Origin of the sequence: Neorhizobium sp. NPDC001467, assembly GCF_050275975.1 — a bacterium.
Classification (GTDB): Bacteria; Pseudomonadota; Alphaproteobacteria; order Rhizobiales; family Rhizobiaceae; genus Neorhizobium.
Genome location: NZ_JBNNPS010000011.1, coordinates 108741 through 124710 on the forward strand (window position 1 = coordinate 108741; position 15970 = coordinate 124710).

The following is a 15970-nucleotide window of genomic DNA, read 5'->3' on the forward strand; positions in this document are numbered from 1 at the left end:
TTTCAGTTGTTTTCCTGTTACAAGTCGGGGCAGCATAGGGCATGGCCGATCTCGACACTTTGATCCTAACCCCGCACGAAATGGCAGCGGCCGATGCAGCATCGGCAGCCGGCGGCATTCCGTCCTACCAGTTGATGGAGCGTGCCGGGCAGGCCGTCGCGGCCCTGGCGCTGCAACGCTATCCGCAAGCATTGCGCTTCGTCGTACTGTGCGGCCCCGGCAATAATGGCGGCGACGGTTATGTCGCCGCACGCGCTTTGCAGGAGGCCGGGGCGACGGTCGATCTTCATGCATCGGCAGGTGTCGATGACCTGAAGGGCGATGCGCGCCGCGCCGCTCTTGCCTTTGCCGGAACGTCAAGACCGCTGTCTGAGTACCGTCCCATTGCCGGCGACGTTGTTGTCGACGCACTTTTCGGTGCAGGCCTGTCGCGCGCCTTGTCGCCCGACGTCCAGACGGTCATCGACGCCGTCAACCGATCGGGCACGCCTGTGATTGCCGTAGACCTGCCTTCAGGCGTATGCGGCCTTACCGGATCCGTGCTCGGAACGGCTTTTTCTGCCGCGCAAACGATAACTTTCATGGCAAGAAAGCCCGGCCACCTGCTGATGCCGGGAAGGGAATTGTGCGGCGAATTGACGGTTTTCGACATCGGCATGCCTCACCGCGTGGTCGCGGCTCAGGCGGGCGATCTTCGTCGAAACGACCCCAGACTGTGGATTCCACATCTGCCGCGACTGGCCACCGAGACCCACAAGTACAAGCGCGGACATCTGGTGGTGTTTTCCGGTGGCCCCTCACATACGGGTGCCGCACGCCTGTCCGCGCGCGCTGGCCTGAAATGCGGCGCAGGGCTCGTGACGATAGCAGCGCCGTTGGACGCAATGGCCGTCAACGCTCCGTCGCTGACTGCGGTGATGTTGCGTGCGGTGGAAAATGCCACAGCCTTGAAGGACTGGCTTGGGACGGCAAGGATCGGAGCCTGCGTGCTGGGTCCGGGATTTGGGGTCGGCGAACGGGCGCGCGATTTCGTCGGCGTACTTAGAGACACGCCGCTGGTGCTTGACGCCGACGGCATCACCGCCTTTAGGGCCGAACCGCAGGTTCTCTTCGAGCTTTTCGCGACCGGCGACACGCGCCTGGTGCTGACGCCGCATGAAGGTGAATTTTCGCGCCTGTTTCCCGACATTGCCGCCGACAAGGAGTTGGGCAAGGTGGAGAAGGCGAGGGTGGCGGCACGCCGCGCCCATGCCGTGATCGTCTACAAGGGCGCCGACAGCGTGATCGCCGCCCCGGATGGGCGCACCTATATCAATGACAATGCGCCCTCATGGCTGGCCACGGCCGGTTCGGGCGATGTCCTTGCCGGCATGATCGGCGCGCTCCTGGCGCAGGGCGTTGCGTCATTCGAGGCCGCGGCTGCTGCCGTCCATATGCATGGCGAGACAGCGCTCAGGGCCAGCCCTGGCATGACGGCGGAGGACCTGGCAGAGCATGCACGCGTCACCCTGCCGTAAGGATGAGCGCTATTTCAGAAGGTCGGCCATAGCCATTGCGCCCTGAGGCGCATTCACCTTGCCCTCGTGGATGAAGAAGGCGAAAACGTCGCGCGGCTGCTTCTTCACCTTGCGGCCGTCATCGACCAGCGGCAGATCGGCGGGCACAGCGCCTGCAGCCCAGGTCTTGAGCCGGTCGGCCCACTTCTTCATATCGCTATCGTCGTAACAGGTGGGAATATCGTCCGAGCCCTTTTGCAGGCGCGCATACACGAAGTCGGCAGTAACATCCGCAATCATGGGATAGTCGAAATGGTCGGCGCAGACGGGAGCGACGTTGTACGTCTCCAACAGCGCGACGAATTCCGGCACTTTGAAACTCTCGTGGCGCACTTCGACGACATGGCGCAACGGCAGACCTTCGAGCGTGTCCGGCAGCAGTTTCAGGAAGGCTTCGAAATCCTGCGGCTCGAACTTTTTGGTAGGCGCAAACTGCCACAGCAGAGGCCCGAGATGATCGCCGAGCTCGACCAGCCCTTGGCCGAGGAATTTATCGATCGATTCACCCGCCTCGGCGAGAACCTTGCGATTGGTCGTGAACCGGCTGGCCTTGAGGGAAAAAATAAACCCATCCGGCACTTCCGACGCCCATTTGGCAAAGGTTTCCGGTTTCTGCGAACCGTAATAGGTTCCGTTGACCTCGATCACAGAAAGCTTGCTGGACGCATATTCCAGCTGGCGTTTCTTCGCCAGCTTCTCGGGGTAAAACGTGCCTTCCCATGCATCGAAGGTCCAGCCACCAATCCCGGTGCGTATCGTGCCGTTCTTGCCCATCAAATCCCCCAGACAGTAGCTAATGCACGTGCGTCGCGGCGGATCACTCCGCCGCTTCGACCTTCCTGGCCGGCCGTCGTTCCAGCAGTTCCTTCAGGAACTGACCGGTATAGGACCGCTTCTCCTTGACCACCTGTTCCGGCGTGCCCTGCGCGACGATCTCGCCGCCGCCCGTGCCCCCTTCGGGACCGATGTCGATCACCCAGTCGGCGGTCTTGATGACTTCGAGATTGTGTTCGATCACAACAACGGAATTGCCCTGGTTGACCAGTTCATGCAGCATTTCCAGCAGCTTCGCCACATCATGAAAATGCAGGCCCGTCGTCGGTTCGTCGAGAATGTAAAGCGTGCGACCGGTCGACCGCTTCGACAATTCCTTGGCGAGCTTGACGCGCTGCGCCTCGCCACCCGAAAGCGTGTTCGCCTGCTGGCCGACCTTGATGTAACCGAGGCCGACATCGAACAGCGCCTGCAGCTTGTCGCGCACGGCCGGAACGGCAGAGAAGAACTCCACGCCTTCCTCGACCGTCATGTCCAGAACGTCGGCGATTGACTTGCCCTTAAAATGCACGTCCAGCGTTTCGCGATTGTAGCGTTTGCCGTGGCAGACATCGCAGGTGACATAGACGTCGGGCAGAAAGTGCATTTCGATCTTGATGACGCCATCGCCCTGGCAGGCCTCGCAGCGACCGCCCTTGACGTTGAACGAGAAGCGGCCCGGCGCATAGCCGCGCGCCTTGGCTTCGGGCAGGCCGGCAAACCAGTCGCGGATCGGCGTGAAGGCGCCAGTATAGGTGGCGGGATTCGAACGCGGTGTGCGGCCGATCGGCGACTGGTCGATATCGATGACCTTGTCAATGTGTTCGAAACCGTCGATGCGGTCATGTTCGGCCGGAATTTCGCGCGCGCCCATGACGCGGCGCGCCGCAGATTTGTACAGCGTCTCGATGAGGAAGGTGGACTTGCCGCCACCCGATACGCCTGTGACGGCCGTAAAGACGCCGAGCGGAACGGCCGCCGTGACATTCCTAAGGTTGTTGCCACGCGCGCCGACAACCTTGATTTCCTTGCCCTTCTTGGGCTTGCGGCGCTCGGCAGGTACAGCCACGCCGAGCTTGCCGGACAGGTATTTCCCGGTGAGGGATTTCGGATTGGCCATGACTTGCTTCGGCGTGCCTTCGGCAACGACGGTCCCGCCATGAATGCCGGCAGCGGGACCGATGTCGACGACATAGTCGGCCGTCAGGATCGCATCCTCGTCATGCTCCACGACGATCACGGTATTGCCGATATCGCGAAGATGTTTCAGCGTTTCGAGCAGGCGGGCATTATCGCGTTGGTGCAGGCCGATCGACGGTTCGTCGAGAACATAAAGAACGCCGGTGAGGCCCGATCCGATCTGCGATGCCAGCCGGATGCGCTGGCTTTCGCCGCCCGACAAAGTGCCGGAATTACGTGACAGACTGAGATAATCAAGGCCGACATCGTTGAGAAACTGCAGACGCTCGCGAATTTCCTTGAGGATGCGGACCGCAATCTCGTTCTGCTTGGCGTTCAGATGGTCGGGCAGGGCGGAGAACCAGTCGCGCGCCGTCTTGATCGACATCTCGGTGATCTGGCCTATATGCAGCTTGTTGATCTTCACCGCGAGGGCTTCGGGCTTGAGCCGATAGCCGGCGCAGGCCGGGCAGGGCGCTGCCGACATATAGCGCTCGATCTCCTCACGCGCCCAGGCACTGTCGGTCTCTTTCCAGCGGCGCTCGAGGTTCGGCACGATGCCTTCGAATGTCTTGGTCGTCTTGTAGGAGCGGGCGCCGTCGGCGTAGCTGAATTCAATCTTCTCCTCGGTGCCCTGCAGAATGGCTTTCTGTGCCTCTCTGGACAGCTTTTCCCAGCGATCGGACAGTTTGAAGCCGAACACCTTTCCCAGCCCTTCGAGCGTCTGGTTGTAATAGGGCGACGAGGATTTCGCCCATGGCGCAATGGCGCCGTCCTTCAGTGTGCGACCGGGTTCCGGCACGATCAGGTTTTCGTCCACCTTCTGCTGCGAGCCGAGACCGTCGCAGGTCGGGCAGGCGCCAAAGGGATTGTTGAACGAAAAAAGGCGCGGCTCTATTTCCGGGATGGTGAAACCGGAGACCGGGCAGGCGAATTTTTCGGAAAACAGCACACGCTCATGGGTCTCGTTGAGCGACTTGTTGGCCGAACCGCCGGCCGCCGTTTCGCTGGCGGGCAGCGGCTTGTCGGCAAATTCCGCGATTGCCAGCCCGTCGGCGAGTTTCAGCGAAGTCTCGAAACTGTCGGCCAGGCGGGCGGCAATATCGGCGCGCACGACCAAGCGGTCGACGACGACGTCGATATCGTGCTTGTACTTCTTGTCGAGCGGCGGCACGTCGGCGATTTCGTAGAACTGGCCGTCGACCTTGACGCGCTGAAAGCCCTTCTTCATCAGCTCGGCGAGTTCCTTTTTGTACTCGCCCTTGCGACCGCGGATCATCGGCGCAAGGATGTAAAGGCGGGCGCCTTCCTCGAAATCGAGGACGCGATCGACCATCTGGCTGACCGTCTGACTTTCGATCGGCAGGCCCGTCGCGGGCGAATAGGGAGTGCCGACGCGCGCGAACAGGAGGCGCATATAGTCGTAGATTTCGGTCACGGTGCCGACAGTCGAGCGCGGGTTGCGGGAGGTCGTCTTCTGTTCGATCGAGATTGCGGGCGACAGGCCGTCGATCTGGTCGACATCCGGCTTCTGCATCATTTCGAGGAACTGCCGGGCATAGGCCGACAAGCTCTCGACATAGCGCCGCTGGCCTTCAGCGTAAATCGTGTCGAAGGCGAGAGACGACTTGCCCGACCCGGACAGGCCGGTCATCACGATCAGCGAGTTTCGGGGCAGATCGAGATCGATACCCTTGAGATTATGTTCACGCGCGCCACGAATGGAGATCGTCTTGAGTTCGCTCATTGCCAAAGCCTGATGGGAGGGATGGCTCCCTATGTAGTGACTGAAATTCAGGTGTCGAGGTGGAAACGACACCATGCGCAGGTCGTTCCCGATTCCGTTGACTTGACTATAGGAATAAACTAGAACAAATAAAGAACAATTTTTGAGGGGACCGAAACGCGAATTGCCGGTTCCGACTTTTGCTTGTGGATTACCGTGCTCGAGGTCGCATCGCACCGCCCGGATAGTCTAAGGTGACCCATTGAATTTGAGCCGCGCTGGCGGCGGACGAGGTGATTTATCATGGCAGGTAGCGTCAACAAGGTGATCCTGATCGGCAATGTCGGCGCCGATCCCGAAATCCGTCGGACCCAGGACGGCCGTCCGATCGCCAATCTGCGGATTGCCACGTCGGAAAGCTGGCGTGACCGCAATTCCGGCGAGCGCAAGGAAAAGACCGAGTGGCACAGCGTCGTGGTATTCAACGAGGGGCTCTGCAAGGTCGTCGAACAATATGTGAAGAAAGGCGCCAAGCTTTATATCGAGGGCGCGCTTCAGACCCGCAAATGGCAGGACCAGCAGGGGCAGGATCGGTATTCGACTGAAGTCGTGCTGCAGGGGTTCAACTCGACCCTGACAATGCTTGACGGGCGCGGCGGCGAGGGCGGCGGTGACCGTGGTGGTTATGGCGGCGGTCGCGGCAGTTCCGCCGGTGGCAATGATTACGGTGGCGGCGGCGACTTTGGCGGCGGTTACGGTGGTGGCGGAGACGATTACGGTCGTCCGTCCGGCGGCGGCAACCGCGGCGGCCAGTCCTCCGGCGGTGGCGGTGGTTTTTCCCGCGATCTCGACGACGATATTCCGTTCTGATGATAAGGCGCCGCGAGGCGCCTTTTTCGTGATCAGTGTAGGAAGGTGCGGGTCAGGACGGTACGGCGAAAGCCTATCATGCCGGTCACCACGAGACGGCTATGTGGGGAACGTACTGGCCCTCATCCACGACGTCTTCGCGACTTCCCGGATTGACGGCGTAGCCGTGGCAGCCTGGTCTGTCGGCGTAGCAGAGGCAATCTCAACCTGACTGATCTCCCCGCGCTCCAGTGCTTGTGCCGGTCATCTGTTCGCCCTCTTTGGCGGCTTTCCTGGTGGACGCGATCTCCCAGCGCATTCTCGAGATGAGCGAACATGCAGCCAACACCTCACCCTGCGTCGTCACGCAGCGGCAGTTCGTAAGATCGCCCATCGGGGGTGAGAGGCCTATAGATTGAAGGCCGAACGGATACCGTCCACGGCGAACTGTACCGAAAGCGCAGCAAGGATAACGCCGAGCAGGCGTGTCAGCAGGGCGCGGCCTGTGATGCCGAGAAACCGATCCAGGGCAGGGGCGATCATCAGCGCCGCGAAGACGGCCAGCATGGAGACGCCGAGAACGGCAATCAGGATGGCGCGATCGAGCGGCGCGCTGAAGCTGCCGGCCAGGAGCACGGTCGCCGAAATAGCGCCAGGCCCGGAAATCAGAGGCAGGGCCAGCGGAAAGATCGCGATGTTGCGGATGTGATCCACCGTCACCGCCGTCTCGGAGGTCTTCTCCTTGCGATCATTGCGGCGTTCAAAGATCATCTCGAAAGCGATCCAGAACAGAAGCAGGCCGCCCGCGATACGGAAGGCGCCCATGGAAATCCCGAGAAAACCGAGAAGCTGCGCGCCCACCAGCGCAAAACCGGCCAGAATTCCGAAAGCGGTAACGGTGCCAAGCATGGCGACGTGGCGCCGCTGGGCGGCATCCATGCCGACCGTCAGGCCGACGAAAAGCGGCGCCAGGCCGGGTGGGTCGAGCGTGACCAGCAATGTCGTCAGCGCGTTGAGGATCGTGTCGATCGTTACCATCTAAAGCCTTGTTCCCGCATGCTTGCCGTCAATCTGAAAGCTTGTTAGGACAGGCCGTTCATGGGGGAAACCCCATTCGCGGGCGCTCTCCACAGACAAAGATGGCCGAGGCCGCCGATAACCTGTAAAAGCCTGTTCACAACACGTCCCGAAATTGGCGTCTGGAGCAGCCTTCCGCTATAAAGCGTCAACCGATTCCGAACAGGATCCTAACCGATTTGACTGATCAAAGCACACCCGGCGGCGGAAAGCTGCCACCCGGCATCGAACCCATTTCGATCATGGAGGAAATGCAGCGCTCCTATCTCGATTACGCGATGAGCGTGATCGTCAGCCGCGCTCTTCCGGATGTCCGCGACGGCTTGAAGCCGGTTCATCGCCGTATCCTCTACGGCATGTCCGAACTTGGTATCGACTGGAACAAGAAATACGTCAAATGTGCCCGCGTGACCGGGGACGTGATGGGTAAATATCACCCGCACGGCAATACGGCGATCTATGACGCACTGGCGCGCATGGCGCAGGACTGGTCGCTTCGCCTGCCACTGATCGATGGTCAGGGCAATTTCGGCTCTGTCGACGGTGACCCTCCGGCCGCCGAGCGATACACCGAATGCCGGCTTGAAAAGGCTGCCCATTCGCTGCTTGACGACCTCGACAAGGAGACCGTCGATTTCCGCGACAACTACGACGGCACGCTGTCGGAGCCCGTCGTCGTACCGGCAAAATTCCCGAACCTGTTGGTCAACGGCGCGGGCGGCATCGCCGTCGGCATGGCGACGAACATTCCGCCGCATAATCTGAGCGAGGTCATCAACGGTTGTATCGCCCTGATTGATAATCCGGCTATGGAACTGCCGGAAATGATGGAAATCATTCCGGGACCGGATTTTCCGACCGGCGCCATGATCCTCGGCAAGAACGGCATTCGCTCAGCCTACGAAACGGGTCGAGGCTCGGTCATGATGCGTGGCGTTGCCACCGTCGAACCGATGCGCGGGGACCGCGAACAGATCATCATCACCGAAATTCCCTATCAGGTGAACAAGTCGACGATGATCGAAAAGATGGCCGAACTGGTCAAGGAAAAGCGCATCGAGGGCATTTCCGACCTGCGCGACGAAAGCGACCGCGAGGGCTACCGGGTCGTCATCGAGCTGAAGCGCGATGCCAATGCCGATGTCATCCTGAACCAGCTCTACCGCTACACGCCGCTGCAGACCTCGTTCGGCTGCAACATGGTTGCGCTCAATGGCGGCAAGCCCGAACAGCTGGCGCTGCTCGACATGCTGCGTGCCTTCGTCGCCTTCCGCGAAGAGGTCGTTAGCCGGCGTACGAAATACCTGCTGCGCAAGGCGCGCGAGCGCGCGCATGTCTTGGTCGGTCTGGCGATCTCGGTTGCCAATATCGACGAAGTGATCGCGCTGATCCGCAAGGCGCCGGATCCGGCGACCGCGCGCGAGCAGTTGATGACCCGCCGCTGGCCGGCGCATGACGTCGAGCCGTTGATCCGCCTGATCGATGATCCGCGTCACAAGATCAACGAGGACGGCACCTACAACCTGTCGGAAGAGCAGGCGCGTGCGATCCTCGAACTGCGTCTGGCCCGCCTGACCGCACTCGGCCGCGACGAAATCGCCGACGAGTTGAACAAGATCGGCGCCGAGATCAGCGATTATCTCGATATCCTTTCGTCGCGCGTGCGCATCCAGCAGATCGTCAAGGACGAGATGGCTGCCGTGCGTGACGAATTCGGTACGCCGCGCCGCACGCAGATCATGGATGCCGGCCTCGACATGGACGATGAGGATCTCATCGCCCGTGAAGACATGGTCGTCACGGTTTCGCATCTCGGTTATATCAAGCGCGTGCCGCTGACCACCTATCGCGCCCAGCGCCGCGGCGGCAAGGGCCGGTCCGGCATGGCGACGCGTGACGAGGATTTCGTCTCGCGCCTGTTCGTGGTCAACACCCATACGCCGGTTCTGTTCTTCTCCTCGCGTGGCATCGTCTACAAGGAAAAGGTCTACCGCCTGCCGATCGGCACGCCGCAGTCTCGCGGCAAGGCCCTGATCAACATGCTGCCGCTGGAAGCCGGCGAACGCATCACCACGATCATGCCGCTGCCCGAGGACGAGGCGACCTGGGAAAACCTTGACGTGATGTTCGCAACGACGCGTGGTACGGTTCGCCGCAACAAGCTCAGCGACTTCGTGCAGGTCAACCGCAACGGCAAGATCGCCATGAAGCTCGAGGAAGAGGGCGACGAAATCCTCTCCGTCGAAACCTGCACGGCCCCGAACCATGATCTTGCCATTCCGGGCGACGATGTGCTGCTGACGACCGCACTTGGTCAGGCGATCCGCTTCCCCGTCGATGAGGTCCGCGTGTTTGCCGGCCGCAACTCGATCGGCGTGCGCGGCATCAATCTGGCCGAGGGCGACCGCATCATCTCGATGACGATCGTCAACCATGTCGATGCCGAGCCGTGGGAGCGTGCCGCTTACCTCAAGCGTTCGGCTGTCGAACGTCGTGCCGCCGGTGTCGATGAAGAGGATATCGCTCTCGTTGGCGAGGAAGTGGTGGAAGAAGGACAGCTGTCCGACGAACGCTACGAATACCTCAAGGGTCGCGAGCAGTTCGTCCTGACCGTCTCCGAAAAGGGCTTTGGCAAGCGTTCTTCCTCCTACGATTTCCGCACGTCAGGCCGTGGCGGCAAGGGTATCCGCGCCACCGACACGTCTAAGACTTCGGAAATCGGTGAACAGGTTGCCGTCTTCCCGGTCGACGACAAGGACCAGATCATGCTTGTCACCGATGGCGGCGTTCTGATCCGTGTGCCGGTCGATGGCATCCGCATCGCCAGCCGCGCCACCAAGGGCGTCACCATCTTCTCCACCGGCAAGGGCGAGAAGGTCGTGTCGGTCGAGCGCATCAGCGAGCCGGAAGGCGAAGAGGAAGAGGGCGACGTGCCGGGTGAAATCACCACCGAAGGCGGCGCTATCACCGAGACGCCGGAAGGCGGAGCCCCAGAGGGCGACGCGCCGAGCGAAGAATAAGCAGCAAAGGCCGGGAGACATCCCGGCCTTTCTCGTTGAGGATCATGCAGACATGGCGCCGGATATTTTTCTCAAGTTTTTGGCGCCGATCGGAACGGTGGCAGGTTTTTATCTGCTGATCCGCTGCATCATGAGCCTGGCTCGGATCATCTCTCCGGATGTGCGGGAGCGCTTCCCGGCCGGCACGGATGCCAAGAGAGTGACATTGCCGAGGGCAGGGCGTTATCTCATCAGCATCGTGGTTCCGCCGTTCACCTTCATCACCGGCACCACGCATTTTTCCGCACGCTTCGCCATTCGCCAAAGCGCGTCAGGCGCAGCGATCGAATATCAGGGCTCCCGATTTGCCGTGATGCAGGTGCAGCGAACTGACATGAGCGGACGAAAATCCATACCGCTTGGTCGTTTCGAATGCCCAGCACCCGGAGACTACGAGGTTCTCTGCCTGGATCCCGACAGGATCCGTCCGGGCTTTCTGCTGGAAGTCTCACCTCATATACCGGCGCTGACATTCGTGCCGCTGGTTCTGGGCACGATCCTGTCATTCATCATGGCCGGCGTCGGATTGATCTTTACCGTCCTCTGGGTGGCGGGAAAGATCTGAGAGGCGAGGGTGCTCGTTCATCTTCCAGGCAACAAAAAAGCCGGGTGACATTTATCACCCGGCTTTTTGTTCAAAATTGTCGCCTTAGAACGCCCGATGACGGCGGGCAAAATCCTCAAGATCCTCCCGCTCCTTGCGAAGCTCGGTGATCGAAGATACGACTGTGGCGACAAACATGGTGCTGATCAGCCCGGCAAGAACTGTCATGGTCAAGAACATCTCATACCTTCCCGGGCCGTTGGCCTCAGTAGTAGGAGACGCCCTGGTAGCTACCGGTCATCTCCGTGTAATTGATCGGAGCCGTATCGGACTTGTTGTCGTAAAGAGTCACTGTTGCAGTCATCATGACTGCGATCATGGCGGTCCACACAACGCTGATCATGGTGATCTTGTCGGGCATTGCCGAATTTCTCTTCGCAAGCATCTCCGCATTTCCTTCTGCTAGGTAAACGTGCATTCAACACGCTGGTTCCGCATCGTTGAGGGTTTTTTAAGATTATCCCTCTGAAGCCTCCCTGAAGAGGCCGTTCATCTGGCGTTCAGGTTTCGAACGCTTCCGACTTCGTCCACGTCCGCCGTAAGGACGAGTTCGGCCAGAAGCGAAAGGCCGATGGCAGTTACGACGAGGACGACCAGCATGTCTTACTCCTGTTGCGGGAGGCTGAGCGCCAATCCTTCCCGCCTCTGCAGGATCGATATAAACATGCCGCGGCTGAAACCGTCTTGAACGGCACGTTCATTTGCCGTTCAGATGGCCGCCGCCTTGCGATTGGCGGCTGTCCATGACAAAAGGCGGTGACTTTATAATGGTTTTGGCTTTGAGCGCTGAAGGCACGATGACCACCGCTTTTTATCCGGGATCGTTCGATCCGATGACCAACGGGCACCTTGATGTGCTTATGCAGGCGATGAAGGTCGCGGGCACGGTCGTCGTTGGTATCGGCGTACATCCGGGCAAGACACCCCTTTTCAGCTTTGAGGAAAGGGCCGACCTCATCAGCCGCGCTGTAAGCCAGGCGCTGCCAACAAAGGCCGCTCAGGTTTCGGTCGTCAGCTTCGACGGACTTGTCATCCATGCAGCGCGACAGCACGGCGCGAGCCTGTTGATCCGCGGCCTGCGCGATGGCACGGACTTCGACTACGAAATGCAGATGGCCGGCATGAATGCACAGATGGCACCCGACGTGCAGACGGTTTTCCTGCCTGCCGGCATTGCATCGCGGCCCATAACCGCCACATTGGTTCGACAGATCGCCTCCATGGGCGGCGATGTCGGGGCTTTTGTGCCGGCGGCCGTTCTCGAAGCCCTGAATACCAAGCTGAAACGCTGATCGTTTATCAAACGGAGCCCAGGATGAAACTTCTTCACCTTGCCCTTGCCGGCGCCATGATGGCCGCCTCCTTTGCCGCCCCGGCGCTTGCCACCGATGCCAACACCATGACCATCCAGCTGAAGGATGGCCCGGTCGTCATCCAGCTCATGCCGGAACTGGCGCCAAAACACGTCAAGCAGATCAAGGAACTTGCGTCCAAGGGCGAATACGACAATGTCGTCTTTCACCGCGTGATCGACGGTTTCATGGCGCAGACGGGCGACGTTCAGTACGGCAAGCAGGGTGGCAAGAATTTTGCGCCTTCGCGCGCCGGTATGGGCGGTTCGGACCTGCCGGATATCCCGGCCGAATTCTCTCGCACGCCGTTCGAGCGTGGCGTGGTCGGCATGGCGCGTTCGCAGAGCCCGAACTCCGCCAACTCGCAATTCTTCATCATGTTCACCAAGTACCCAAGCCTCGACGGCCAGTATACGGTTGTGGGCAAGGTCGTGTCCGGCATGGAAAATGTCGACAAGATCAAGAAGGGCACCGGCGGCAATGGCGAAGTCAGCGATCCGGACCGCATGCTGAAGGTCACGGTCGGTCAGTAAGCCGCCGCGCAAACAAAATAATACCGGGTGAAAACCCCAACCAAGGAGAAAGACATGGCCGAGATCAAGGATCCGGAAAACACCATCATCATGGAAACCACCAAGGGCAAGGTCGTCATCCAGCTTCTGCCGGATCTCGCACCCGAGCACGTCGCACGCATCAAGGAACTGGCGCGCGAAAAGGCCTATGACGGCGTTGTTTTCCACCGCGTCATTCCTGACTTCATGGCACAGACCGGCGACGTCAAGTTCGGCAAGAAGGGCGGCGAAAGCTTCAACCCGTCGCGCGCCGGCATGGGCGGTTCCGACAAGCCGGACCTGAAGGCTGAATTCTCGGCCGTACCGCATGTTCGCGGCACCTGCTCTATGGCCCGTTCGCAGAACCCGAACTCCGCCAACTCGCAGTTCTTCATCTGCTTTACGGATGCTCCGTGGCTCAACAAGCAGTACTCCGTCTGGGGTCAGGTCATCGAAGGCATGGACTTCATCGACCAGATCAAGAAGGGCGAGCCCGTTCAGGATCCTGATTCGATCGTATCCGTCCGCGTTGCAGCCGACGCTGCTGCCTGATCTTTCAGGACATTCGCTCTACCAGAAACGCCCCGGCAACGGATCGGGGCGTTTCGCTTTTTCTGAAAGGCCCGGACGGTGCGCGTAGACCTGTTCGATTTCGATCTCCCCGACGACAATATCGCATTGCGGCCCGCAAACCCGCGCGACAGTGCGCGGCTGCTTATCGTCAAGCCGGGTCACGAGCCCGAGCTTGCCGATCATGTCGTGCGTGATCTGGTGGATTTTCTCAGACCCGGCGATGCGCTTGTGTTCAACGACACAAAAGTCATTCCGGCGCAGCTGGAAGGCATTCGCCATCGCGAGGGTGCCGGCGGCCAGCAGGTTTCGGCCACGCTGCACATGCGTACCGATCCGGATGTCTGGAAGGCCTTTGCCAAGCCCGGAAAACGCATCAAGGTCGGCGACCGCATCGAATTCGGCCATTCCGACGCCAATACCTGCTTTGCCGGTTCGCTGATGGCGACGGTCGAGGAGAAGGGCGAGGGTGGCGAAGTCACGCTGCGTTTCGACCTCTCCGGTCCGGCGCTGGACGAGGCGATCATGAGCTCCGGCCATATTCCGCTGCCGCCCTATATCGCCGCCAAGCGACCCGAGGACGAGCAGGACCGCAAGGACTACCAGACCATCTATGCCCGCGAGGAAGGCGCCGTTGCGGCGCCCACAGCTGGCCTGCATTTCACGCCCGATCTGCTTGCGCGTCTCGACGCTGCCGGGATCGAACGCCATTTCGTGACGCTGCATGTCGGTGCCGGTACGTTCCTGCCGGTCAAGGCCGACGATACCGACGACCACAAGATGCATCTGGAAATCGGCCATGTGAGCGCCGAGACCGCGCAAGCCCTGAACGCCGTAAAGGCGAGGGGCGGGCGCATCGTCTGCGTCGGCACGACCTCGCTGCGACTGATTGAAAGCGCCGCTTCTGACGACGGCCGCATCCATGCCTGGAGCGATGCGACGGGCATCTTCATCACGCCCGGTTACCGTTTCAAGGCGGTCGATCTGCTGATGACCAATTTCCACCTGCCGAAATCGACGCTGATGATGCTGGTCTCTGCCTTTGCGGGCTTGGAAACCATGCAGCGCGCCTACGCGCACGCGATCGAGACCGGCTATCGTTTCTATTCCTACGGCGATTCCAGCCTTCTGCACCGGATGCCCCGATGACCGAAAACTTTCAATTCTCCCTCAAGGCCACCAGCGGCGGCGCCCGTCTCGGCGAAGTCTCGATGCCACGCGGCACGATCCGCACGCCGGCCTTCATGCCGGTCGGCACGGTCGGCACCGTCAAGGCGATGTATCTTGATCAGGTGAAGGATACCGGTGCCGATATCATCCTCGGCAACACCTATCACCTGATGTTGCGGCCGGGTGCGGAGCGCGTCGCGCGTCTGGGCCGCCGCACCTGCTCCTCGTCGAGCCCCTCCAGCTTCCAGAGCACGACGTCACGGTGCCGGTCCAGCGCCGCCAGCAGACTTTCCTTCTCGCCCCCGGTGTAGGGCACGTGGATTCCCATGGCGGGGAACGTAGCAGCGCCCGCCGACAACACCCCCTCCCGCGCGGGCAGTACAAAAAGCACGTGCCGCCGCGGGACGCCACTGCGAACATGGCCCCATGAGCACACCTCCCACCCACGCCGGCCGCCCCTTCGACGAGCTCGTCTCGGAGGCGGTCGCCGCCCCCGTCGAGGGCTGGGACTTCTCGTGGTTCGAGGGCCGGGCCACCGAGGAGCGGCCCTCTTGGGGGTACGCGCGTGCCATGGGCGAGCGCATGGGCCGGGCCTCGGCCGGGCTCGACCTCCAGTCCGGTGGCGGCGAGGTACTCGCCTCGGCCCCGAAGCTGCCCCCGCTGATCGCCGCCACCGAGGGCTGGCCCCCCAACGTGGCCAAGGCCTCCGCGCTGCTCGCCCCGCGCGGTGTCGTGGTCGTCGCCTCGCCGGAGGACGCGCCGCTGCCGTTCGCCGACGGCACGTTCGACCTGGTGACCAGCCGCCACCCGGTGAAGGCCCCGTTCGCCGAGATCGCACGGGTGCTGGCGCCCGGCGGTACGTACTTCGCGCAGCACGTCGGCCCGAGCAGCGTCTTCGAGGTCGTCGAGTTCTTCCTCGGTCCGCAGCCGGAAGAGGTCAGGAACGGCCGTGACCCGGAGGGCGAGCGGGCCGAGGCCGAGGCGGCCGGCCTCGATGTCGTCGACCTGCGCGCGGAGCGTCTGCGCATCGAGTTCTACGACGTCGGTGCCGTCGTCCACTTCCTGCGCAAGGTGATCTGGATGGTCCCGGGCTTCACCGTGGAGGCGTACCGGCCGCGCCTCCTGGAACTCCATGAACGGCTCGCGAAGGAAGGGCCGTTCGTCGCCCACAGCACGCGCCACCTGATCGAGGCCCGCAAGCCGGTCGCCGGGTGATTCACGGCAATTGATGTACAAGCGGGACGAGTTCGCCGGCCTCTTCCGGAGGCCCGCCGTCCAACCGATTCCGCATCGTTATCGACAATGGCTCGCGACACGTGTCACCGTCGCGTAGGTTCAGACCAAGGCAATTCGCGTGAGCAAAGCTGCGCGGCGGCACCGTGCAGTGGAGGGGGCTGCGCGGTGCCGCGTGCCTTCCCCCCCGTCTACGGTCACTGGACCTCCCGCGACCAGGGTCGCCGGGTC

The 15970-nt window shown here is 61.4% G+C and carries 14 protein-coding genes and 1 pseudogene; 10 read left to right on the forward strand and 5 right to left on the reverse strand.

Going from position 1 to position 15970, the window contains the following annotated elements; translation table 11 throughout:
- The first annotated feature begins 41 nt into the window (after positions 1 to 41).
- Positions 42 to 1517, forward strand: a complete 1476-nt coding sequence (locus ACQKKX_RS18295; RefSeq protein ID WP_427572676.1) for an NAD(P)H-hydrate dehydratase — start codon at positions 42 to 44, stop codon at positions 1515 to 1517.
- A 9-nt stretch (positions 1518 to 1526) separates the two neighbouring features.
- Here ACQKKX_RS18295 and ACQKKX_RS18300 read toward each other — a convergent pair whose 3' ends face one another.
- On the reverse strand, positions 1527 to 2330 hold the full coding sequence (locus tag ACQKKX_RS18300) for a DUF72 domain-containing protein (RefSeq protein WP_427572677.1): 804 nt from the start codon (positions 2328 to 2330) through the stop codon (positions 1527 to 1529).
- A 43-nt stretch (positions 2331 to 2373) separates the two neighbouring features.
- A complete protein-coding gene (gene uvrA, locus ACQKKX_RS18305; protein WP_427572678.1) occupies positions 2374 to 5295 on the reverse strand; it encodes an excinuclease ABC subunit UvrA in 2922 nt (973 codons plus the stop codon).
- A gap of 282 nt (positions 5296 to 5577) precedes the next feature.
- Here uvrA and ACQKKX_RS18310 point away from each other — a divergent pair, with 282 nt between their 5' ends.
- Positions 5578 to 6144, forward strand: a complete 567-nt coding sequence (locus ACQKKX_RS18310; protein WP_427572680.1) for a single-stranded DNA-binding protein — start codon at positions 5578 to 5580, stop codon at positions 6142 to 6144.
- A 387-nt stretch (positions 6145 to 6531) separates the two neighbouring features.
- Here ACQKKX_RS18310 and ACQKKX_RS18315 read toward each other — a convergent pair whose 3' ends face one another.
- A complete protein-coding gene (locus ACQKKX_RS18315; RefSeq protein ID WP_427572681.1) occupies positions 6532 to 7161 on the reverse strand; it encodes a MarC family protein in 630 nt (209 codons plus the stop codon).
- A 218-nt stretch (positions 7162 to 7379) separates the two neighbouring features.
- On the opposite strand from ACQKKX_RS18315, the gene gyrA reads away from it, so the two are divergent.
- Together gyrA and ACQKKX_RS18325 are read left to right on the forward strand one after the other, a co-directional pair.
- The gene (gene gyrA / locus ACQKKX_RS18320) at positions 7380 to 10220 is read left to right on the forward strand and encodes a DNA gyrase subunit A (RefSeq protein WP_427572682.1); all 2841 of its coding nucleotides are present in this window, start codon (positions 7380 to 7382) and stop codon (positions 10218 to 10220) included.
- A gap of 52 nt (positions 10221 to 10272) precedes the next feature.
- Complete coding sequence (locus ACQKKX_RS18325; protein ID WP_427572684.1) at positions 10273 to 10824, forward strand: hypothetical protein; 552 nt, start codon at positions 10273 to 10275, stop codon at positions 10822 to 10824.
- 84 nt (positions 10825 to 10908) lie between these two features.
- Here ACQKKX_RS18325 and ACQKKX_RS18330 read toward each other — a convergent pair whose 3' ends face one another.
- Together ACQKKX_RS18330 and ACQKKX_RS18335 are read right to left on the reverse strand one after the other, a co-directional pair.
- The gene (locus ACQKKX_RS18330; RefSeq protein ID WP_427572708.1) at positions 10909 to 11037 is read right to left on the reverse strand and encodes a hypothetical protein; all 129 of its coding nucleotides are present in this window, start codon (positions 11035 to 11037) and stop codon (positions 10909 to 10911) included.
- Positions 11038 to 11068: 31 nt separating this feature from the next.
- The gene (locus tag ACQKKX_RS18335; RefSeq protein ID WP_427572686.1) at positions 11069 to 11248 is read right to left on the reverse strand and encodes a hypothetical protein; all 180 of its coding nucleotides are present in this window, start codon (positions 11246 to 11248) and stop codon (positions 11069 to 11071) included.
- 412 nt (positions 11249 to 11660) lie between these two features.
- Here ACQKKX_RS18335 and coaD point away from each other — a divergent pair, with 412 nt between their 5' ends.
- The 6 genes and pseudogenes from coaD (at position 11661) to ACQKKX_RS18365 (ending at position 15721) form a co-directional block, all read left to right on the forward strand.
- Complete coding sequence (gene coaD / locus ACQKKX_RS18340; protein ID WP_427572688.1) at positions 11661 to 12155, forward strand: pantetheine-phosphate adenylyltransferase; 495 nt, start codon at positions 11661 to 11663, stop codon at positions 12153 to 12155.
- 23 nt (positions 12156 to 12178) lie between these two features.
- The gene (locus tag ACQKKX_RS18345) at positions 12179 to 12748 is read left to right on the forward strand and encodes a peptidylprolyl isomerase (protein WP_427572689.1); all 570 of its coding nucleotides are present in this window, start codon (positions 12179 to 12181) and stop codon (positions 12746 to 12748) included.
- Between the two features lie 54 nt (positions 12749 to 12802).
- A complete protein-coding gene (locus ACQKKX_RS18350; RefSeq protein WP_112729669.1) occupies positions 12803 to 13318 on the forward strand; it encodes a peptidylprolyl isomerase in 516 nt (171 codons plus the stop codon).
- 78 nt (positions 13319 to 13396) lie between these two features.
- On the forward strand, positions 13397 to 14485 hold the full coding sequence (queA, locus tag ACQKKX_RS18355) for a tRNA preQ1(34) S-adenosylmethionine ribosyltransferase-isomerase QueA (RefSeq protein WP_427572691.1): 1089 nt from the start codon (positions 13397 to 13399) through the stop codon (positions 14483 to 14485).
- A pseudogene (locus ACQKKX_RS18360) lies at positions 14482 to 14715 on the forward strand (tRNA-guanine transglycosylase); the annotation flags it as partial. The gene queA and the pseudogene ACQKKX_RS18360, both read left to right, overlap by 4 nt.
- A 217-nt stretch (positions 14716 to 14932) precedes the next feature.
- Positions 14933 to 15721 (forward strand): class I SAM-dependent methyltransferase, encoded by a 789-nt coding sequence (locus tag ACQKKX_RS18365; protein WP_376694157.1) that lies wholly within the window; start codon positions 14933 to 14935, stop codon positions 15719 to 15721.
- Positions 15722 to 15970: the final 249 nt, after the last annotated feature.